Below are 20,444 nucleotides of genomic sequence, written 5' to 3'. Positions count from 1 at the left end.
AGGAGATGGCTTGTCTCATCCGACTGTCGGCGTGGCAAGCAGCCAGAGACCGAAAATGGTGTAGGCGATCATCAACACGGTGAGCGGAAACTGACTGAGCGCGGCGCGGGCAGGCTGGGGATGCAGGCGCCAGGCAAAGCCGTGCGCGACGAGGACGGCGAGCACATGGCCAAGGATGATGGCGCCCGCCTGGACATTCCACAGCCACCATGCCGACACCGCGCCGGCGACGATGCCGGCCTCGACCTGCATGTCGGCGGTGCCGAACAGGTTCCAGCCAAGCGCGAAGGGATCGGACAGGGAGGCCAGCGCATATTGGCCGTCGACCAGCAGCGCCGTCAGATAATGCGCGACATGGTAGGCGAGCGCGATCGGCACGATCGACCACACCAGCATGCCGGCTGCCTGGGCGAAAGGCTGGCCGCCGCGGGCAAGACGCTGGCCGAGGACGACGGCAAGCAGGAACACCGCCGCGAGCAGCACGAATGTCATAACGAGCCCAAGCGTGCCGCTGCCGATCACGGCCGTGCGGCCCGGAAACTCGAGCGGATTGATGCCGAACAGGCCGAGCCAGGAGAAGGTCTTCGACAGGCCGTCGAAGGAGACCGAGGACAAAGCGAGCAGCAGGAAGGCGATGCCGCTGGCGGGCAGCGGCTGGGCCCGGAGCAGTTTGGCGCCCGGCCAGCACAGCGCAAGACGGCCTTTGTCGCCGCGCTTGATCGGCGCGAAGCGCGCCACCACCGAAAAGAAGATGCCGAGGAATTCACCGCTGCGGCTCCATTTTTCGTAACCGAACACCAGCATGGCCAGCAGGGTGAACAGCCAGTAGAGGCCGGCGGCAAAGGCCAGCCGCGCCGGATCGTCGGGAGCGGGATAGACGAGTTCGAACCAGGCGAAGGCAAAAAACAGCATGACAGCCGGCCAGCAGCCGAGCCATTGCGGAAGTTGCCTGAACCCGTCATCGCTTCCGCCGGTCAGCCGCGACAGTAGCCGCCACGGGCCGGACCAGGGGTTGAGCCACGACCAGATATCGCCGAACACGCCTTGCAGCAGTGTCAGGCCGGCCCATAGCAGCGTCCACACCACCAGTGGCAGCGGGTTGGAGAGCGGGTCGCGGCTGCCGATGAAGCCGGCGGCGAGGAGAATTGCAAAGCCGGCAAAGGATGCCAGGCTGATGGCTGCGCGGACGCTGTCGCCGAAGGCGAATAGCGGCAGGCGTCGGCGCCAGAAACGGTCGAGGGTGTCGGACGGCAGCAATGCCAAGACAAGGAAACTGGCGGCCACGGCGAAAGCGCCGCCGGCGAGATAATAGCCGGTAGGAAGGAGCAGGACGTGGCCGCGGTCGGAGGCGTGGGCGAAGGCGAGAGTGGGGGAGACGAGCCACAAGGCCGAGAACCATAAGGCGAACGGCAGACGGAGGCGTTCTACGACAGAACTCGAACTGTCCAAGAGCCCGACCACCCTCAAACCTTGACCAGTTGCTCCACGCGATCCTTCTGCCCAAATATCCTCAAATACCGCTCGATCTCCTTGAGATCGCCGGTCGCCTTGGCCGGGTTGTCGGAAAGCTTGACCGCCGGCCGGCCATTGGCCTCGGTGACCTTGCAGACCAACGATATGGCGTCGAGGCTGTTGGTCTCGGTCGGCGCGCAGCCTTCGAAGTCGTTGGTCAGGTTGGTGCCCCAGCCGAAGGACATGCGCACCTTGCCCTTGAAATGACGGTAGGTCTCCTCGATGGTCTCGACCTCAAGCCCGTCGGAGAAGATCAGCAGCTTCTGCCTGGGGTCCTTGCCCTTCTCGCGCCACCAGTCGATGATTTTTTCGCCACCTTCGATCGGCGGCGCGCTGTCGGGGCGGAAGCCGGTCCAGTCGGCGACCCAGTCCGGCGCGTCGCGCAGGAACGAGGCGGTACCGAAGGCATCGGGCAGCACGATCAAGAGATTGCCGCCATAGTAGCGCTGCCAGTCCTGCAACACCTTGTAGGGCGACTGCTTCAGCTCTTTTTCCGAATTGGCAAGGGCGGCAAACACCATCGGCAGTTCATGCGCGTTGGTGCCCAGCGCTTCGAGATCATTGTCCATGGCCAGCAGCACGTTGGAGGTGCCGGTGAAAGCCTCGCCGATGCCTTCCTTGAGCGCCTCGACGCACCAGCGCTGCCACAGGAAGGAATGGCGCCGGCGGGTACCGAAATCCGAGATGCGGATGCCGGGCAGCGCCTTCAGCCGTTCGGTCTTGGCCCACATCTTGGCCTTGGCGCGGGCATAGAGCACGTCGAGCGTAAAAGGCCCGAACGATCGCAAAGCGGCACGCGAACGCAATTCATTGATGATGGCGAGCGCGGGGATCTCCCAAAGCGTGGTGTACATCCAGGGGCCGGAGAAGGAGAGCTCGTACTGGCCGTCACGCTTGGAAAGCTCATAGTCGGGCAGCCGGAAGCCTTCCAGCCAGGCGAGGAATTCCGGCTCGAAAATCTGCTTGCGGCCGTAGAAATTGTTGCCGGCCAGCCAGATCATTTCCTTCTTGGAGAAGCGCAAGGTGCGGGCATGGTCGAGCTGTTCGCGCAGCTCGCCTTCATCGATCTCGTCGGCGAGGCGGACCGAAGTCGTCCGATTGATCAGCGAGAAGGTGGTGTCGACCTTGGGGTACATGCCCCAGATCATCTGCAGCATCAAAAGCTTGTAGAAGTCGGTGTCGAGCAGGCTGCGCACGATCGGGTCGAGCTTCCAGGTGTGGTTATAGACACGCCGCGCAATATCGGTCTTTGCCATGCTTGCTGCCGCCTTCGCTGCCTGCCACCCACAATCGCGACAGGCCTCATAGCATCGAATTGGCAAAAACGCTGCCCGCTTTCAGGCTGGCCCGACAAAAAGAAAGCCCTGCATGCGGCTATGTGGGTTTGCCGCCCATCACCTTGAGCGCGGGACGTTTGCGGCGGGTGACGAGGCGGCCCGCAACCGGGGCGTCGGCGCGGCCGTCATCCCCGGCCTTCTCGGCAAACAGCCAGTCGATGAACACCTGCACGATCGGCGTCCCCCGCATTTCGTTGCGGCAAACGACATAGAAATCGTCGACCGCCGGCACTGACAGACTGAACGGCGCGACCAGCATGCCCCTGGCCAGCAGGGCGCTTGCCGTCACCGAGTCGCCCAGCGCCACGCCGTGGCCATGGACGGCGGCTTCCGCCGTCATGCGTGCATCGCCGAGATGATGGCGACGGCCGCGCTCCAGGTCCAGCGCGTCGGCGGCGGCCAGCCAGGTGTGCCACTCGCGGCCATCGTCGCCATGCAGCAAGACATGGTCGGCGAGGTCGCGAACATTGCGGATCGGCCGGTTGTTGATCAGCGTCGGGCTGACCACCGGGAACAGCTCCAGCCCCGACCATTTGCGCATCCAGCAATCGGCCCAGCTGCCATCGCCATAATGCACGCAGACATCGATATGCGGCGCCCGGATATCCCTGGGATCGTTGGAGGGAATGAGCTTCAGCTGGATGTCGGGATATTGCGCGGTGAAGCTGCCCAGCCTCGGCGTCATCCACAAGAGCAGCAACGCAGGCACGCAGGACACCGACAGCGCGCCGCTGCTTGCCGGCCGCGTCAGCCGTTGGGTGGCGGCGGCGATACCGTCGAAGGCGACCGATACCGCCGGCAAAAGTTCGGCGCCGTGCGGGGTCAGCTTGACCCGCTGGCCGACGCGCTCGAACAGCTTGACGCCAAGCGATTGCTCCAGCGCCTTGATCTGATGGCTGATGGCGCCGTGCGTGACATTCAGTTCGCTCGCCGCCTTGGTCAGCGAGGCATGGCGGGCCGTGGCCTCGAAGGCGCGCAGCGGGTTGAGAGGTGGCAGGCGCTTGGCCATGGATGCTCGGCTTTATTGTGAGATTTTCTCACAGGAAACACCCTAACAATATCAATTGCTTTTTCAAAGCGGCTGCCGGACACTTTGATCCGGAACAACATCAAGACGTGAAATCTGCAGACTGCCAGCCGGACAACGGCCCGGCCGGATGACGGTCGGTTCGCCCGAGGTCACCGCCGGCACTACTGCGTCAGCCGAGGAGGAGCGGATATGGGATACGATCGCGGCAAGCTCGATGCGCTGCGTCGCAAATATGGCGAGAGCCATGGCGGCGAGATGTTCGACCCGAAATTTCGCAAGGTCGCCGACAAGATCTTTTCCAAGAGCGGCACGCGGCTGGCGCCCTATTCCGGCATCCCGACCTTCCTTGCCGCGCCCTACCGCGAAATCGCAGCGGACAATCCGGACTTCGGCGACCTGCAGGTGGCGATAACAGGCGTGCCGATGGATCTCGGCGTCACCAACCGGCCGGGCTCGCGCTTCGGGCCGCGCGCCTTGCGGGCGATCGAGCGCATCGGCCCCTACAATCATGTGCTGGAATGCGCGCCCACGCATGAACTCAGGGTCGCCGACATCGGCGACGTTCCGTTCCAGAGCCGCTACCGGCTGGAGACCAGCCATGAGGATATCGAGCGGCGCATCAACCAGATCGTCGACGCCGGGGTCATCCCGTTGTCGGTCGGCGGCGACCATTCGATCACCCACCCGATCCTGAAGGCGGTCGGCAAGAAGGCGCCGGTCGGCCTGATCCACATCGACGCCCATTGCGACACCAGCGGCCTGTTCGACCTGACCAAATTCCACCATGGGGGCCCGTTCCGCAACGCGGTGCTGGACGGCGTGCTCGATCCGACGCGCACCATCCAGATCGGCATCCGCGGCTCGGCCGAATATCTGTGGGAATTCACCTACGAGTCCGGGATGACCGTGGTCCATGCCGAGGAAGTGACCGGTCTCGGCATTCCCGCCATCATCGAGAAGGCGCGCAGAATAGTCGGTGACGGCCCGACCTATGTGTCCTTCGACATCGACAGCGTCGATCCCGCCTTCGCACCGGGCACCGGCACGCCGGAAGTCGGCGGGCTGACGACGCGCGAAGTGCTCGAACTGCTGCGCGGCCTCAAGGGTCTCAACATTGTCGGTGGCGATGTCGTCGAGGTGGCGCCGCAATATGACGCCACCACCAACACGGCGCACGCCGGCGCGCAGGTGCTGTTCGAGATCCTGAGCCTGATGGTGTTCAGCCCGGCAGTATCAGGCAAGGGGGCCTGACAGAGAAAGGCGGCCGCCGCACTGGAGCCGGCGGCCGACCCAAACAATCAAAAGCTTCCAGAAGGGGAATGACAATGACAATCCACCGCAAATCATCCATCGCCGCCGTTCTGCTCGTGGGGTTAGCCGGCTTCGCCACGCAAGCCGCCAATGCCGACGCGCTGGTCGACATCACCAAGGCCGGCACCATTAATGTCGGCGTCTTCGCCGACTTCCCGCCTTTCTCCTCGGCCAGTGCCGACATGAGCCTCAAGGGCTATGACATGGATGTGGCGCAGTACATCGCCGACACGCTCAAGGTGAAGCTCAACACCGTTGCCGTCACCGGCCAGAACCGCATCCCCTATTTGAACGACCATCGCGTCGACATCCTGATGAGCGTCGGCTACTCGAAAGAGCGCGAGCAGGTCATCGACTTCGCCGCTGCTTACGCGCCCTATTACATCGCGGTGATCGGTCCGGCGGCAATGCCAGTCAAAGGCAAGGAAGATCTTGCCGGCAAGTCGATCGCCGTCAATCGCGGCACGCTGGAAGACACCTCGCTCACCGAAGCAGCACCGGCCTCGGCGGACATCAAGCGTTTCGACAACTACAATTCGGTGATCCAGGCCTTCATCTCAGGCCAGACCCAATTGATGGTCGTCGGCAACGATGTCGGCGCGCAGGTGCTGGCCAAGCAGGATGCGCTGAAGCCGGAGCAGAAGTTTCAGCTTCTGACCTCGCCTTCGCATATCGGCCTCAACAAGCATGAGGATGCCCTCAAGAAGGCGGTCAACGACGCCATTGCCAAGATGCTGGCCGACGGCAAGCTGGACGAAAGCTCGAAGGCCTGGCTGAAGACGCCGCTCAATCCCGACAACCTCAAGGATTGAGTTGCCGTGGCCTTCGGCTGGCTTCCAGGTGCCGTGGGCGACATCGCGCACGGCGCGGCGACGACGATCCTTTTGATCGCCGTCACCACGCTTGCGGGCACGCTGCTCAGCATCCTCGGTGCCGCCGGGCGGCGAAGCGGCCCCGCGCTGCTGCGCAGGGCCATTGGCTGGTATGTCGAAGTGATGCGCAACACGCCGTTCCTGGTGCAGCTCTTCTTTATCTTCTTCGGCCTGCCGAGTCTCGGCATCAGGCTCGATCCGATCCTGGCCGCCATGCTGGCGATGACGCTCAACATGGCCGCCTACACGATCGAGATCGTCGGCGCCGGCCTTGACGCGGTGCCGCACGGGCAGACGGAAGCGGCCCTGGCGCTCGGGCTGAGGCCACGGCAGGTGTTCATCAAGATCGTGCTGCCACAGGCGCTCAAGATCATCTATCCCGCGCTGACCAGCCAGATCGTCATCATGATGCTGGAATCAGCCGTGGTGTCGCAGATCGCGGTGCGCGAGCTGACCTATGAGGCCGACATGCTGCAGGCGCGCACTTTCCGTTCTTTCGAGACGTATTTCGTCGTCACGCTGGTCTATCTCTTGATGTCGATGGCCTTGCGGCGGCTGCTGGTTGCAGGCGGCCGCCGCGCGCTCGGAGCTGGCGTGTCATGATCGAGTTCACGTTGTGGGACATCGTGCGCAACCTTCTGCTTGCCGCCCGCTGGACGGTGCTTTTGTCGCTGGCCGCGTTTGTCGGCGGCGCGCTGGTCGGAATGGCGGTGCTGTTCCTGAGGATCGCCAAGAATAAATGGAGCCGGCGCGTTGCCTCCGGCTACATCGCCTTGTTTCAGGGGACGCCGCTCTTGATGCAGCTGTTCCTGATGTTCTTCGGCCTGCCCATGCTTGGCCTGCGCATCGAGCCGTGGACGGCGGCGGTGCTCGGCCTCACCTTCTTCGCCAGCGCCTATCTGGCCGAAATCTGGCGCTCTGGCGTCGATGCGCTGCCATTGGGCCAATGGGATGCCGGCGCCAGCCTCGGCCTGCACTATCTGCAGGGGCTCAGGCTGATCATCCTGCCGCAGGCGTTCGCGATCACCCGCGCGCCGACGGTCGGTTTCCTGGTGCAGTTGATCAAGTCGACCGCGCTGACCTCGATCATCGGCTTCGAGGAGCTGGTGCGGACCTCCAACGCCATCAACAACGCCACCTTCGAGCCGTTCAAGGTCTATGGGCTGGTGGCGCTGATCTTCTTCGCCATGTGCTTCCCGCTGACGCAGTATGCGCGGCGGCTCGAACAACGAGCGGCGGCTCGCTGAGCCGAGAGCATGTTGCGCTGGCCAACATCGACGGCGGCCGCAAACTCCCGGTGCCTAGCGTTCGAACGCCTCTTGAAGGTCATTTGATCTGTTGGATGCTCAGCTTTCGACCGAAGAGGACCCTTGCCCCTCGCCGTTTCCAAATCCTCACGGACGAACGCGGATGATCGTCTTCCCAGTGCGTCGCCCGGTAGGGTTGAAGGCGGCGACGGCATCGTTGAGGGTCGAAACGTTGCCGATGTTCGTCCGCAGTCGTCCGTCCCGCACCCGCTGGACGATCTCGCTCAGTTGGGCACGATCGGACTCGACAACGAAGTCAACCGCCAGGCCGTCGGCAGGCCGCGCCTCTGTCGATCCGACGACGGACACCAGTGTTCCTCCGGCTCGAATCAGGCCGGCGGAGCGCTTCCCGATTTCCCCGCCGATCACATCGAACACGAGAGCGACTTCGCCCACGTCTTCGAGGGCGTCGTTCTCGAGGTCGACGAACTCATTCGCCCCAAAGTCGAGCACCGTCTGACGGTCGGCGGCGCGTCCGGTGCCGATGACGTAGGCGCCCGCCTCTCGTGCAAGTTGCGTCACCATCGACCCGACCGCGCCGGCCGCACCGTGCGCGAGGACGCTCTGCCCCGCCTGAAGGCGGCCATGCTGGAAGAGTCCCTGCCACGCGGTGAGACCCGAGATCGGCAGGCTTGCGCCCACCGTGAAGTCGACGTCGCCCGGCAGCGGCGCGAGGTTGCGTGCTTCCATGGCTACATACTCCGCGAGCGTGCCGTCGCGATGCCAGTCGGCGAGGCCGAATACTCTCTGACCTACCGACAGTCCCGTTGTGCCGTACCCGAGTGCGATGACAACTCCGGCCAGCTCGTGCCCAAGGATCGACGGTGTTCGGTCAAGGCCGCGGCGGTCGGTCCAGGTTGAGGGCCATGCCAGCTCGGTCGGGACGAATCCCGAAGCATGAACCTGAACGACGACATCGTTTATCGCTGGCTGCGGCTCAGGCCGCTCCACCAGCTTCATCCCGGCCGTTCCCGCAGCCTGGTCCGTCACCACAATTGCCTTCATGATAATTCTCCTCGGTCATTTGTCTCTTGGTGGAAACGTTTGCCGCTTGGGAACCGTTCAATATCTTATGCCAGGGCCTTCTCTTAGCGGGCGTCCGTGGTCCGGTCTGAAGGCGTCGTTTTAATGGGCGGCAATGTTAGGACATGCCGGAAGGCTGGCAACCGGCCACCGGGTTCAATGTCCGAACGCGCCTGACGGCACGATGCGGTCGCGGCGCAGCCAGCGGGCAAGAAGCAGCGCTGCCACCACGGCCAGCCCCGAAGACAGGCCGATCCAGATGCCGACGCCGTGGAAGCCGAAATGGAAGGCGAGCAGCACGCCGAGCGGCAGGCCGACGCCCCAATAGCCGATCGCGGCATAGATCATCGGGACCTTGGTGTCGTGCAGGCCGCGCAGCATGCCGGCGGCAACCGCCTGCGCGCCGTCGAAGACCTGGAACAGGGCGGCGAAAACCAGGAACGAACCGGCTAGCGCGATCACCCTGGCATTGGCGGGATTGCCAAGGTCGATGAAGGCGCTGATCAGGAGATGCGGCCAAAGCACCATCACCAGCCCCATCAGCGCCATGAAAGAAACGCCGATGACGAAGGCGGTCCAGCCGGCACGCGACACACCTTCGGGATTGCCGGCGCCGTGGGCGAGCCCGACCCGCACCGTCACCGCTTGGTTGAGGCCGAGCGGCACCATGAAGGAAATCGAGGCGATCTGGATGGCGATGGCGTGCGCGGCCAGCGAATCCGCGTCGATCAGGCCCATCAGCAGGGCGGCGGCATTGAAGATCGTCACCTCGAAGGCAAGGATGCCGGCGATCGGCAGGCCGAGCCGCAGCAGGCCCTTGAAGCGCGGCCAGTCGGATCGCCAGAAGCGGCCGAACAGGTGATAGCGCCGGAATTTTTTCTCCCACATCACCACGACAGCCATGCCGGCGAACATCAGCGTTGAGGACAGCGAGGTCGCAAGGCCCGAGCCGGCGATGCCCATGGCCGGAACACCGAGATTGCCGAACATGAACACCCAGTTGGCGAACACGTTGAAGGCCACGGCGACGAAGACGATGACCAGCGCCCAGCCCGGCCGCTCCAGCGCCGAGATGAACGAGCGCAGCACGATGTAGCCGTAGAAGGGCAGCACCGCCCACTCCAGCCAGCGCAGGTAAATGCCGGCCTGGCGCGCCAGCGCCGGCTCTTGGCCCATGGCCAGCAGGATGGCCTCGCCGTGCCACAGCACGAGCCAGATCGGGACCGAGATCAGGATCGCCAACCACAGGCCCTGGCGCACGGTGCGGCGCAGGTCACGTACGGAATAGCGGCGGCGGCCAAGCTCGGTGGCGATCATCGGCGAGGTCGCCAGCATCAGGCCGAGGCCGAAGATCAGCGGCATGAAATACAGGTTGGCGCCGAGCGCGCCGCTGGCCAGCGTGTCCGCGCCGAGGCGGCCCATCATCATGACGTCAGTGGCGGTCATCGCCGTCTGGCCGAGATTGGTCAGCACCATCGGCCAGGCCAGCGCCAGCGTCGCCCTGATTTCCTGACGCCAAAGATTTTCCGGCGCGCGAGCGCCGGCTTCGATCGCGGACATTGTCCTGCTCTTTCAAGGTTGCGGCGCGTCGGCAAAGAGCCGGAAGCCGCATTGCAAACGGCAAAACCTTCGGTTTCGCGCGTTTGCGCCGTCTCTTGAACGAAATGCGACATGAAGGCAAGGGAGGGGCGCGAGAACAGATTGAGCCAGCGCCATTGCCGGGAGGCGTCGCCTCGTTCCCTTGCCGGCCCGGGCTGCTCCGGATTAAAACGTCGGCGGCGGGCGAATATGGGAGGCAGGATGGCGTTCAGACGCAGAAAGAACACGGCGGCGATCCCGCGCACGGCGCCTTCCTTCGAGCATATCGTCACCGAGGCGAGCGACAGTTTCCTGTGGCGGCTGGACGACTATCCCTGGGAGCGCAACGTCTGGAACTTCCATCCGGAATACGAGATCCACCTGCTGCGGAAATCCTCCGGCGTGGTCCTGGTCGGCGACCATATTGGCGAGTTCGGGCCGGGCTACCTCACCATCGTCGGTGGCGGCCTGCCGCATGACTGGGTCACCGCGGTGCAGCCAGGCGAATTGATCGAGGGTCGCGACATCGTGCTGCAATTCGATGCCGAGCGGCTGCGAGGATCGGCTGACATGCTGCCGGAATTGCGCGAACTGGAGCCGTTCCTGGAACGGTCGCTGCGCGGCATGGTCTTCCACGGCGGGACCGCGCTTGAAGGCGCCGCGCTGATGGAGCGGATGGGTACGGTGCATGGGCTGGCCCGGTTCTGCCTGTTCCTCGAACTGGTCGACCTGCTGGCCCGGACCGATGAGTATGAGCTGTTGTCGTCACCGAACTTCCAGCCGGTTCTCGATGCCGCCTCGCTCGACATCATCCAGCGCACGCTGACCTATCTGTTCCAGCATTTCGCGGAGGATCTGAAGCTGCCTGACGTGGCCGAGCTGGCCGGCATGAGCGAAAGCACCTTCTCGCGGTTCTTCCAGAAGAACACCGGCAATTCCTTCAGCGACCATCTTGCCAAGCTCAGGCTGTGGCAGGCGTGCAAGCTCCTGGCTGATACCGATGTGCCGATCACCGACATCTGTTTCCAGGTCGGCTACATGAACATCTCCAACTTCAACCGCGCGTTCCTGCGCAAGCACAAGATGACGCCGTCATCCTATCGCAAGCTGTCGCGGCAGCGTCTGGCGATGCGCGCATAAGCGCATCCTGAATCACCCTTTTGGACCAGATCGATACTCGTGTGACGCGTCCCCTATGTGGGTGCCGTTTTTTGCGCTGCACAATGCATAAAAGTACAGGTCTGCTGCAACGGGGCTTCTAGCTTGGCCCATCGCAACTGCGCATTTTGGCGACGGGTGGCATGTCGTCCGGGCGATGGTGAGGATCGCGCAACCCGATGACCTGCGTTTCCTGCGACGTATTCCTGGAGGAGAAAAAGATCATGAAACCAGTTCGGCTCGCTGCCAGCCTTGGCGCAGCTTTCGTGCTTTCCGCTACCGTTTCAACCCTAGCCCTGGCGCAGGCGCCGGTCTGTTCGGCACCGGTCAAGGTGCTGGCGCAGCCACGCGACGGCCTGACGCTTCTGGAGGACTCAAAGGCCGAGTTCGAGAAGCTCTCCGGCGCGAGCTTCAAGATCGATTATCTCAATGAGAACGATCGCCGCGCCAAGTCGCGCGCGGACGCGTCCACAGTCGGCAACTACAACGTCTACTATGTCGATGAAGCGAATGTGGCGCTTTTCGCCTCGTCGAAGTGGATCGTGCCGCTCACCGATTTTTACCCGGCTGACTACGACTATGCCGACTTCGACCCGGGCCGCCAGAAGGTCGCCACCTATGACGGCAAGGTCTGGTTCGCGCCGCTAACCGGCGGCGGCGACCTGATGGTCTACCGCAAGGACGTGCTGGAGGCCGCCGGCATCCAGCCGCCCAAGACGCTGGACGAGCTGATCGCCGACGTGCCGAAGCTGACCAATGCCGACAAGGGCATGTATGGCATCGCGTTGCGCGGCGCACGCGGCTCGGGCGCCAATGTCTGGCGCTGGATGCCGTTCTTCAAGGCCTATGGCGGCAAGTGGTTCGACGGCGACAAGCCGGCCTTCAATTCCGAGGCCGCGGTCAAGGCAACCGAGACCTATTTGAAGCTGTTCAAGGATTCGGCACCCGGCACGCAGACCGGCAGCTGGGACGAATCGACCGGCGCCTTCCTGTCGGGCCAGGTCGCGATCCTCGTCGAATCGACGCCGCTTTCGGGCATGGCGGTCGATCCGAAAACCTCGCAAGTGGTCGGCAAGATCGGCTTCCTGCCGCCGCCCTCGCCACTTCCCGGCGGCGGTTACGGCCATGGCCTCGCCATCGCGGCGAAGGCCAATGCCGACGACGCTTCGAAGACATGCGCCGGCCTGTTCATCGCCTGGGCAACGTCGAAGGAAAACGAGAAGCGCCGGCTCGACGCCCACCAGTTCGGTGAGCTGAACCGCACCAGCATCCTGTCCAGCAAGGAGTTCGCCGATATCTACGGCGCCGATCTCGGCCAGGCGCTTGCCGAAACAGGCAAGGTGACGGCGGTAAACTTCTGGCAGGATCCACGCTGGCCGGATCTCGGCGACCGCTGGGGCATCATCCTCGAGGAATTGATCGCCGGCACGCGCACCGACGTCAAGGGCAGCCTCAACGAGCTCGAGGCCTATGCCAATGAGCTGGTGAAGAAGTAGGTCCCTCCCTCTTGCGGCGCGCGGTTCGCGGCAGTCTCGGGACCGCCGGAACCTGTGCGTCGCAGGAGGGCCTGCCCGTCATGTCCAGATATCAGAGACACAGCAAGGCCTGAGACCAATGCCTCGACGTTCATCCCTGCCGGTCACCTTTGTCGTGCCGACGCTGGTCATTCTGCTGATCCTGTCGATGGTGCCGACGCTCTACGCGATCATCATCGCCCTGCAGAACCGCGAGCTGAGCTCGACGGCCTATTCCTGGGTCTGGTTCTCGAACTTCTTTGATCTATTCTCCGACCGCCGCTTCCTCAACGCCGTCTGGGTGTCGGTGAAGTGGGAGGTGGTCACCGTCGTGGCAACGATGGTGGTGGCGATCGGGCTCGGCGTGCTGATGTTCGAGGCCGCCTCGCCGCGCCTGCGCAATCTCTACTGCCTGCTGTTCATCATCCCGGTGCTGCTGCCGCGCGTCTCGGCGGCCTTCGTCTGGAAGTTCGCCTATCATCCACTCTACGGCATCGCCACCTACCCCTACCGGCTGCTCACCGGCGGGCTGATCTTTGATCCGCTGTCCAAGCCTTCGACGGCGCTGTTCGCCGTCGCCTCGGTCGATGTCTGGCAGTGGGGCCTGTTCTTCGCCGTCATCGTGCTCAAGCTGCTGGAGACGTTGCCGCCGCAGCCGATCGAGGCGGCCCGACTCGACCACGCCCGGCGCTGGCAGATCCACGCCTACGTCACCTTGCCGATGCTGAAGGCGCCGCTGATCAGCCTGATGTTCGTCAAGATGATCGAGTCGCTGCGCTCCTTCGACCTGATCTACGTGATGACCCGCGGCGGCCCCGGCGTGGCAACCGAAACGCTCGACATGTACGCCTTCTCGCAAGGCTTCATCGAGTCCGGCAAGGTCTCCTACGCCTCGGCGATGGCCGTGCTGATGATGATCGCCACCGTCATCACCTTCACGATGCTGTGGAAGCGGGTGCAGGCATGAGGCCCGGCCGCGTCATCGCCAGAGCCATCCTGGCCTTCGCCGGCTTCCTCGCCGTATTCCCGCTGCTGTGGACGGCGCTCAATTCGCTGAAGAACAGCGTCGACATCATCACCCGCGTTCCCCGCCTCGTGTTCACGCCGACGCTAGCCAATATCAGCTATATCCTTGGCCGCGACAGCGTCATCACCGGCCTCTACAATTCGGTCGTCGCCTGCGGCACGGCCGTGCTGATCGGCGTCGTGCTTGGCCTGCCCGCGGCCTACGCGGTGGCGCGCTATCCCAACCGCTGGGCCGGCGATATCCAGTTCTTCGTGCTGTCGCTGCGTTTCCTGCCGCCGGTGGCGGTGGCGATCCCGCTGATGGTGATCTGGCTGCAGCTCGGCCTCTACGACACTTTGCCGGCTTTGATCGTCACCTATTCCCTGCTCACCATCTCGGTGATCATGTGGCTGGCCATTCCAGCCTTCCAGGCCGTGCCGAAGGAAATCGAGGAAGCCGCCTTCGTTGACGGGTACGGCGCTTACGCGGTGTTCTGGCGGATCGCGCTGCCCGTGGCTGCCCGTTCGCTGATCGGCGCGATTGCCTTCAGCTTCGTGCTGGTCTGGAACGAGTTCCTGATCGCGCTGATGCTGTCGAGTTCCAATGCCAAGACCTTGCCGATCGTCGCCTCCGAACTCTCCCAGCAAGGCATGAACGTGCCGTGGGGGATTTTGAACGCCTCGGTCGTGCTCCTGTCGCTGCCGCCGCTGCTTTTCCTCGGCGTTCTCAGCGGTTTCCTGAATTCCGTTTTCCGGCAAAAAAAGACTTGAAGTGAGGACGAACCGATGCGGGCTTTGGTACTTGAGAAAAAAGGCGAACTGTCGCTGCGCGAGATCGCGTTGCCGCTCGATGTCGGACCCGACGACGTCAGGATCGCCATCCACACGGTCGGCGTCTGCGGCAGCGACGTGCACTATTATACGCATGGCGCCATCGGCAGCTATGTCGTGCGGGCGCCGATGGTGCTCGGCCACGAAGCCGCCGGCACAATCGTCGAGGTCGGCGCCAATGTCAGGAGTCTGAAGGTCGGCGACCGCGTCTGCATGGAGCCCGGCGTGCCGAACCTGTCGTCGCGCGCGACAAAACTCGGGATCTACAATGTCGACCCGGACGTCACTTTCTGGGCGACGCCGCCGGTGCACGGCATTCTTGCTCCCTTTGCCGTGCACCCGGCGGCTTTCACCTACAGGCTGCCCGACAATGTCTCCTTCGCCGAGGGCGCCATGGTCGAGCCCTTCGCCATCGGCATGCAGGCGGCAAGCCGTGCCCGCATCGTTCCGGGCGATGTCGCCGTCGTCGTCGGCTGCGGCCCGATCGGCATCATGATCGCGCTTGCCGCCCTTGCCGGCGGCTGTTCGAAAGTGCTGATTTCCGACTTTTCCGCGCCCAAGCTGAAGATCGCAGCGCAATATGCCGGCATCGTGCCGGTCAATATCGGCGAACAGTCGCTGGTCGACGCCGTCGCGGCCGCGACCGACAATTGGGGCGCCGACATCGTCTTCGAGGCGAGCGGGAGCCCCAAGGCCTTCGCCGACCTGTTCGATGTTGTGCGGCCAGGTGGCGCGGTGGTGCTGGTCGGGCTGCCGGTGGAGCCGGTGGCCCTCAACGTACCGGCGGCGATCTCGAAGGAAGTGCGCATCGAGACGGTGTTCCGCTATGCCAACATTTTCGACCGCGCCCTGCAGCTCATTGCCTCCGGCAAGGTCGATCTCAAGCCGCTGATCACCGGCACCTATGATTTCGCCGACAGCATCAAGGCGTTCGAACGAGCCGCCGAAGGCAACCCGCAGGACGTCAAGCTGCAGATCCTGCTTACAGGCGAAAAGGGCTGACCATGTCCGCGATCGTTTGCTCCCATGTCGACAAGGCCTATGGCGCCACCACGGTCATCCGCGATCTCAACCTCAGCATTGAAGAGCACGAATTCGTCGTCTTCCTCGGCCCGTCCGGCTGCGGCAAGTCGACCTTACTCAGGATGCTGGCGGGTCTGGAGGACATCAGCGGCGGCGAGGTCTCGATCGGCGGCAAGGTGGTCAACGACCTCGATCCGGGGGATCGCGGCATCGCCATGGTGTTCCAGAACTACGCGCTCTATCCGCACATGACGATCTTCGACAACATCGCCTTCGGGCTGCGGCGCCAGAAGGTGCCGGCGGCCGAGATCCGCAAGCGGGTCGAAGCGGTGTCGGGGACGCTGGGGCTCGACCCCTATCTCGGCCGCAAACCGGCCGAACTTTCCGGCGGCCAGCAGCAGCGCGTGGCGATCGCCCGGGCCATGATCAAGACGCCCAAGGTGTTCCTGTTCGACGAGCCGTTGTCCAATCTCGACGCCAAATTGCGCAACCACATGCGCGTCGAGATCGCGCGGCTGCACCAGTCGCTGAAGACCACCACCGTCTATGTCACCCATGACCAGCTGGAGGCGATGACGCTTGCCGACCGCATCGTGCTGCTCAAGGACGGCGTCATCGAGCAGATCGGCTCGCCGGCGGAAATCTACCGGCGGCCGGGCAATATTTTCGTGGCCGGCTTCATCGGCACGCCGAACATGAATTTTGCCGATGTGACGGTCGCCCGCGCCGGCAACGGCTGGACGCTGACCGGCGCCGGAACGGTGCTTTCGATAGACGGGGCGGGTTTTCATCTCCAGCCGGGCGATCGCGCCGTGCTGGGCATCCGCCCGCCGGACCTGAAGACGGCCGGCGCCGGCGCCGTCGGCATATTGCAAGGCACTGCCGATCTCATCGAATTCCATGGCAATGACGCGCTGGTGACCTTCGGCTCCGGCGGCAAGGAGATCAGCGCACTGGTTCCGGCACGCGAATGCCCGGTGCTGCATGCGCCCGTCCGCTATACGTTCGAGGAGGAAGCGATCCACCTGTTCGACGCGACATCGGGCGCGTCCCTGCGCAAGCAATAGAGCGCTGAGACCTACCGGATGGCGTCGAGCACCTGCCGCTGCCGGTGCATTTCCAGAAAAATACGGTAGTCGCGATCGAAGCGGGGGCCGGCCGCCGGGTTGGCGGCGCGTGCCTTGCCGCCCTGCTGCATGGCAAGGCAGGCGGCGTTGAGATCGGGGAACAGCCCGGCAGCGGTCGCCGCCACCATGCCGGTGCCGAGCAGAACCGCCTCGTCGGCCAGCGGCTCGACCACCGTACAGCCGGTGGCGTCGGCATAGAGCTCCATCAGAAGCGGGTTCTTGGTGTGGCCGCCGGTGACGTGCAGCGTGTCGATCAGGTAGCCGTTCTCATTCAGCGCCTCCAGCACATGGCGCACGCCGAGCGCGATGCCGACGGCGGTGCGCCAGTAGAGCTTGCACAGGCTGTCGAACGACGAATCCAGCGTCAAACCGCTGACGACGCCGACGGCGTGCGGGTCGGCCAGCGGCGAGCGGTTGCCGTGGAAATCCGGCAGCACATGCAGCCGCGCGGCAAGGTTCTCGCCCTCGGCGGCGCGCAGTTCGGCGACGCGCCCGGCAATCCTGGCATGCATGGCCGCGTTCGGCTCGCCGCCGGCGCCGTGCCAGCGGATGATGTGGTCGAGCAGCGCCCCGGTCGCCGACTGGCCGCCTTCCGATAGCCACAGCTTCGGCAGCGCGGCGCCGTAGTAAGGGCCCCAGACGCCGGCGAAAGGCTGCGGGTCGGGCGACATCGCCATGACGCAGGAGGACGTGCCGGCGATCAGCGCCAGATGGCGGCCGATATTCTGGTCGTCGCCGGCAAAACCGCCGAGCACGCCAAGCGCCCCGGCATAGGCATCGATGACGCCTGCGCCGACGCGGCAGTTTTCGGTCAAGCCGAGTTCCGCCGCTGCCTGCGCCGTCAACGGACCGATATCGGCGCCAACCGGGCTTGCCTTTTCGGGCAGATTGCCATGGTCAAAAAGATCGTCGAGGCCGACGAGTTCGAAGAAATCGCGCTGCCATGCGCTGTCCTGGTGCGCCAGATAAGTCCATTTCGCTGTCAGTGTGCATTGCGAGCGGGCCAGCGAGCCCGTTGCCTGCCAGGTCAGGAAATCGGCCAAGTCGAACAGGTAGCCGGCTTCATTCCATGTCTTCGGTAGATTACGCTTCAGCCACATCAGCTTCGGCGTCGCCATCTCGGGCGACATGACGCCGCCGATATAATTCAGCACCTCGTGGCCGCTCGCCGTGCATTCGTCGGCTTCGGCGATGGCGCGGTGATCGAGCCAGACAATGGTGTCCCAGCGCTTGTCGCCGGTGGTCGACACACTGAGCTGGCCGCCTTGCCTGTCCCGCACGACCAGAGAACAGGTGGCATCGAAGGAGATGCCGGCGATATCCCCGGCGGCGACGCCGGCCTTTTCCCGCGCGGCACGCACGGCGGTGCAGACGGCGGACCAGATATCGCGCGAATCGTGCTCGGCATGATCCGGCTTCGGCTGGTTCATGCCGATCGGCCGCTCGGCACGGCCGAGCAAGGTGCCACTGGCGTCGAGAATGCCCGCGCGAGCGCTCCCGGTGCCGACATCGACCGCGCAGACAAACTGTTTCGTCAAGATGCTCTAACTCTCGCTCCCAGGCCTGCAATCAGATCGGGCAATTGCAGCATGTCAGCGAATATAAAGTCCGGTTCGGTCGACGCAAGCCGCGCTTTCAATGCCGGATTGCCAGCGTGCGCGCCGCCGGTAAAGGCAAGGACGCGCATGCCTGCCGCGCGTGCGGCGGCGACACCGGCCGGGCTGTCCTCGATGACGAGACACCTGCGCGGATGGGCTCGCATGGTGGCGGCGGCGTGGAGGAAAAGGTCGGGCGCCGGCTTTCCCTTGGCAACCATGGCCGCGCTGAACAGATGCGGCTCCATCAGCGTCAGCAGACCGGTGATGTCGAGCGCGTAACGAATGCGTTCTAGCGTGCCGGAAGAGGCGACGCAGTACGGCAGGCCGAGCTTCGGCAGCATCTCCTTGACGCCGGGGATCGGCATCAGCTCCTCGCGGAACTTTCGCATGAGGTCGACGCGCATGGCGGTGAGATGCTGGTCGGTGATCTCCAGGCCGAAGTCGCGGCTGAGGATCTCGCGCACGCTTTTCATGCTCTTGCCGAGGAAATGCTCGTAGGCAGCGTCCTCGCCAAGACTGCCGCCGGCAAGTTCGATCATGCCGAGCAGCGCCGAGACGGAGAGCGCCTCGCTATCGACCAGCACGCCGTCGCAGTCGAAGATGACCAGTTCAGGCGTCATGATGCCGGCTGGCTCTCAGAGCTTGCCGGCGAGGTAGCGCGTCAGCGTGGCGCGCGTGCCATTGGCCCAGAGCACGTTGAGCGCGTGGGCGAAGGCCTCGACGAAGGCGGCGGCGCGGCCGACGTCGCCATAGATATCGTCCATCGCAAGCCACGCGGCGGGCGCGTCCTTTGCCGCCTTTGCCGTTGCCTTCAGCCGGTCCCAGCTCGGGTCGTTGGGCTCGATGACGGCGCCGCTGTCCGTCGTGCCGAAGCAGTAGCGGCACCAAAGGGCCGATTCCAGCGCCAGTCCGGCAACGCCTTTGCCGGCCTTCAGCCGGTCGGCGATGGTCGGGATGATGAATTTCGGCTGGCGATTGGACCCGTCGAGGCAGAGCCGGCGCACCGTGTCGCCGATCTTGGGATTGGAGAAGCGCTTCTCGATGAGCTGGTAATAGTCTTCCAGCACCGTGTCCGGCACCGGCGGCACCGTCGGGATGATCTCGTCGTGCTCGAGCTTGTCGAGGAATCCGCGCACCAGCGGCTCCTGCATCGCTTCATGCACGAAGTGGATGTCCATCAGCCCGGCCGGATAGGCGATGGTGGCGTGGCCGCCATTTAGGATGCGGATCTTCATCAGTTCATAAGGGGCGACGTCCTTGACGAACTGCACGCCGACCTTTTCCAGCGCCGGGCGGCCATCGGTGAAATGGTCTTCCAGCACCCATTGCCGGAACGGCTCGCAGAACACCGGCCAGTTGTCCTCGATGCCAAAATCGTCGGCGAGGATCTTGCGCTCGCGGTCGCTGGTGGCCGGCGTGATGCGGTCGACCATGGCGTTCGGGAAGGCGACCGTCTCGCTGACCCAGCTCGCCAGATCCTCGTCGATCAGGCGGGCAAGGCCGATAACACCATCCGACGTGACATGGCCGTTGTGGGGAATGTTGTCGCAGGACATCACGGTGAACGGCACGATACCATCCTGGCGGCGTCGCACCAGCCCGGCCAGGATAATGCCGAACACAGTCTTCGGTGTGGCGCCCGGCTGCGCGTCGGCGACGATGTCGGGATGGGTCGGGTTGAAGACGCCGGAGGCCGGGTCGATGAAATAGCCGCCTTCGGTGATGGTCAGCGAAACGATCCTGATCGCCGGATCGGCCAGCCGATCGATGATGGCGGCGGCATCTCCCGGCATCAGGAAATCGATCATCGCGCCGGTGACGCGGGCGCTCATATGGCCCTCGTCCTGCTCGACCACTGTGGTCAGCCAATCCTGCTCTTCAAGCTTGCCGCGGCCGATCTTCTCGCCGTCGAACACGCCGGCGCCGACCAGCGCCCAATCATGACCGATGCCCTGACCGAACAGGTCGTCGAGATAGACGGCCTGGTGCGAGCGGTGAAAATTGCCGACACCGAAATGCACGATGCCGGCTTTCAGCGCCGAGCGGTCATAGTTCGGACCTGCGACCTTGGGCGGAAGCCTGACGAGGCTCGAGGACGAAAGTTTCACGGTCATCTGCTTTACCCTTTGGCCGATTTGCAGCCCGACTGTTTCGCCTCCTTCGGGAGGGCGAGGATGAGGGGCCGCACCTGGTGTTCCAGCATGCGGCCCCTCACCCG

General features: G+C 64.2%; 18 protein-coding genes. 10 read left to right on the top strand and 8 right to left on the bottom strand.

Translation table 11 applies throughout. The features are described from left to right. Positions 1 to 15: 15 nt before the first annotated feature. From FJ936_RS00440 to gcvA, 3 genes are all read right to left on the bottom strand, one after another. Complete coding sequence (locus FJ936_RS00440; RefSeq protein WP_246680389.1) at positions 16 to 1,386, bottom strand: hypothetical protein; 1,371 nt, start codon at positions 1,384 to 1,386, stop codon at positions 16 to 18. A gap of 77 nt (positions 1,387 to 1,463) precedes the next feature. Beyond that, the gene (pncB, locus tag FJ936_RS00435; protein WP_140711753.1) at positions 1,464 to 2,768 is read right to left on the bottom strand and encodes a nicotinate phosphoribosyltransferase; all 1,305 of its coding nucleotides are present in this window, start codon (positions 2,766 to 2,768) and stop codon (positions 1,464 to 1,466) included. Between the two features lie 118 nt (positions 2,769 to 2,886). Next, entirely contained in the window at positions 2,887 to 3,858 is a 972-nt protein-coding gene (gcvA, locus tag FJ936_RS00430) for a transcriptional regulator GcvA (RefSeq protein ID WP_140789987.1), read from the bottom strand. 210 nt (positions 3,859 to 4,068) lie between these two features. On the opposite strand from gcvA, the gene speB reads away from it, so the two are divergent. From speB to FJ936_RS00410, 4 genes are all read left to right on the top strand, one after another. Then, on the top strand, positions 4,069 to 5,130 hold the full coding sequence (speB, locus tag FJ936_RS00425; RefSeq protein ID WP_140711757.1) for an agmatinase: 1,062 nt from the start codon (positions 4,069 to 4,071) through the stop codon (positions 5,128 to 5,130). A gap of 68 nt (positions 5,131 to 5,198) precedes the next feature. Beyond that, positions 5,199 to 6,002: a transporter substrate-binding domain-containing protein gene (locus FJ936_RS00420; protein ID WP_181763082.1), complete on the top strand. Its 804-nt coding sequence runs from the start codon at positions 5,199 to 5,201 to the stop codon at positions 6,000 to 6,002. A gap of 6 nt (positions 6,003 to 6,008) precedes the next feature. Beyond that, positions 6,009 to 6,665 (top strand): amino acid ABC transporter permease, encoded by a 657-nt coding sequence (locus tag FJ936_RS00415; RefSeq protein ID WP_140615284.1) that lies wholly within the window; start codon positions 6,009 to 6,011, stop codon positions 6,663 to 6,665. Continuing rightward, on the top strand, positions 6,662 to 7,309 hold the full coding sequence (locus tag FJ936_RS00410; RefSeq protein WP_141905992.1) for an amino acid ABC transporter permease: 648 nt from the start codon (positions 6,662 to 6,664) through the stop codon (positions 7,307 to 7,309). The genes FJ936_RS00415 and FJ936_RS00410 overlap by 4 nt, the downstream gene beginning before the upstream one ends. Before the next feature lie 147 nt (positions 7,310 to 7,456). Here the strand turns inward: FJ936_RS00410 and FJ936_RS00405 are convergent, their stop codons facing one another. Then, positions 7,457 to 8,374 carry an NADP-dependent oxidoreductase gene (locus FJ936_RS00405; RefSeq protein ID WP_015314476.1) on the bottom strand — a complete coding sequence of 306 codons (918 nt, stop codon included), beginning with the start codon at positions 8,372 to 8,374 and terminating at the stop codon, positions 7,457 to 7,459. Between the two features lie 174 nt (positions 8,375 to 8,548). Beyond that, positions 8,549 to 9,952 (bottom strand): MATE family efflux transporter, encoded by a 1,404-nt coding sequence (locus FJ936_RS00400; protein WP_140824222.1) that lies wholly within the window; start codon positions 9,950 to 9,952, stop codon positions 8,549 to 8,551. 240 nt (positions 9,953 to 10,192) lie between these two features. On the opposite strand from FJ936_RS00400, the gene FJ936_RS00395 reads away from it, so the two are divergent. The 6 genes from FJ936_RS00395 to ugpC all read left to right on the top strand — a co-directional run bounded on the left by FJ936_RS00395 (position 10,193) and on the right by ugpC (position 16,568). Then, positions 10,193 to 11,110, top strand: a complete 918-nt coding sequence (locus FJ936_RS00395) for an AraC family transcriptional regulator (protein WP_015314478.1) — start codon at positions 10,193 to 10,195, stop codon at positions 11,108 to 11,110. A gap of 242 nt (positions 11,111 to 11,352) precedes the next feature. After that, positions 11,353 to 12,624 carry an extracellular solute-binding protein gene (locus FJ936_RS00390; RefSeq protein WP_140790002.1) on the top strand — a complete coding sequence of 424 codons (1,272 nt, stop codon included), beginning with the start codon at positions 11,353 to 11,355 and terminating at the stop codon, positions 12,622 to 12,624. A 118-nt stretch (positions 12,625 to 12,742) separates the two neighbouring features. Next, positions 12,743 to 13,609: a sugar ABC transporter permease gene (locus FJ936_RS00385; protein WP_141905991.1), complete on the top strand. Its 867-nt coding sequence runs from the start codon at positions 12,743 to 12,745 to the stop codon at positions 13,607 to 13,609. Further along, on the top strand, positions 13,606 to 14,418 hold the full coding sequence (locus FJ936_RS00380) for a carbohydrate ABC transporter permease (RefSeq protein WP_141905990.1): 813 nt from the start codon (positions 13,606 to 13,608) through the stop codon (positions 14,416 to 14,418). Before FJ936_RS00385 ends, FJ936_RS00380 begins: the two co-directional genes overlap by 4 nt. Before the next feature lie 15 nt (positions 14,419 to 14,433). Beyond that, a complete protein-coding gene (locus tag FJ936_RS00375; protein WP_141905989.1) occupies positions 14,434 to 15,480 on the top strand; it encodes an NAD(P)-dependent alcohol dehydrogenase in 1,047 nt (348 codons plus the stop codon). Between the two features lie 2 nt (positions 15,481 to 15,482). Beyond that, the gene (gene ugpC, locus FJ936_RS00370) at positions 15,483 to 16,568 is read left to right on the top strand and encodes a sn-glycerol-3-phosphate ABC transporter ATP-binding protein UgpC (protein ID WP_141905988.1); all 1,086 of its coding nucleotides are present in this window, start codon (positions 15,483 to 15,485) and stop codon (positions 16,566 to 16,568) included. Positions 16,569 to 16,579: 11 nt separating this feature from the next. Here ugpC and FJ936_RS00365 read toward each other — a convergent pair whose 3' ends face one another. Genes FJ936_RS00365 through FJ936_RS00355 form a run of 3 tightly spaced genes read right to left on the bottom strand, consistent with a single transcriptional unit; the run spans position 16,580 to position 20,340 of the window. Beyond that, positions 16,580 to 18,166: an FGGY-family carbohydrate kinase gene (locus tag FJ936_RS00365; protein WP_141905987.1), complete on the bottom strand. Its 1,587-nt coding sequence runs from the start codon at positions 18,164 to 18,166 to the stop codon at positions 16,580 to 16,582. After that, positions 18,163 to 18,846 (bottom strand): HAD-IA family hydrolase, encoded by a 684-nt coding sequence (locus tag FJ936_RS00360; RefSeq protein ID WP_141905986.1) that lies wholly within the window; start codon positions 18,844 to 18,846, stop codon positions 18,163 to 18,165. The genes FJ936_RS00365 and FJ936_RS00360 overlap by 4 nt, the downstream gene beginning before the upstream one ends. Before the next feature lie 15 nt (positions 18,847 to 18,861). Continuing rightward, positions 18,862 to 20,340, bottom strand: coding sequence for a mannitol dehydrogenase family protein (locus FJ936_RS00355; protein WP_141905985.1), 1,479 nt, complete (start codon positions 20,338 to 20,340; stop codon positions 18,862 to 18,864). Positions 20,341 to 20,444: the final 104 nt, after the last annotated feature.

Source organism: Mesorhizobium sp. B2-4-13 (assembly GCF_006658535.1).
Lineage (GTDB): Bacteria > Pseudomonadota > Alphaproteobacteria > Rhizobiales > Rhizobiaceae > Mesorhizobium > Mesorhizobium australicum.
The sequence above is the reverse complement of the archived record's forward strand: the minus strand, read 5'-3'. Positions and strand labels throughout refer to the sequence as shown.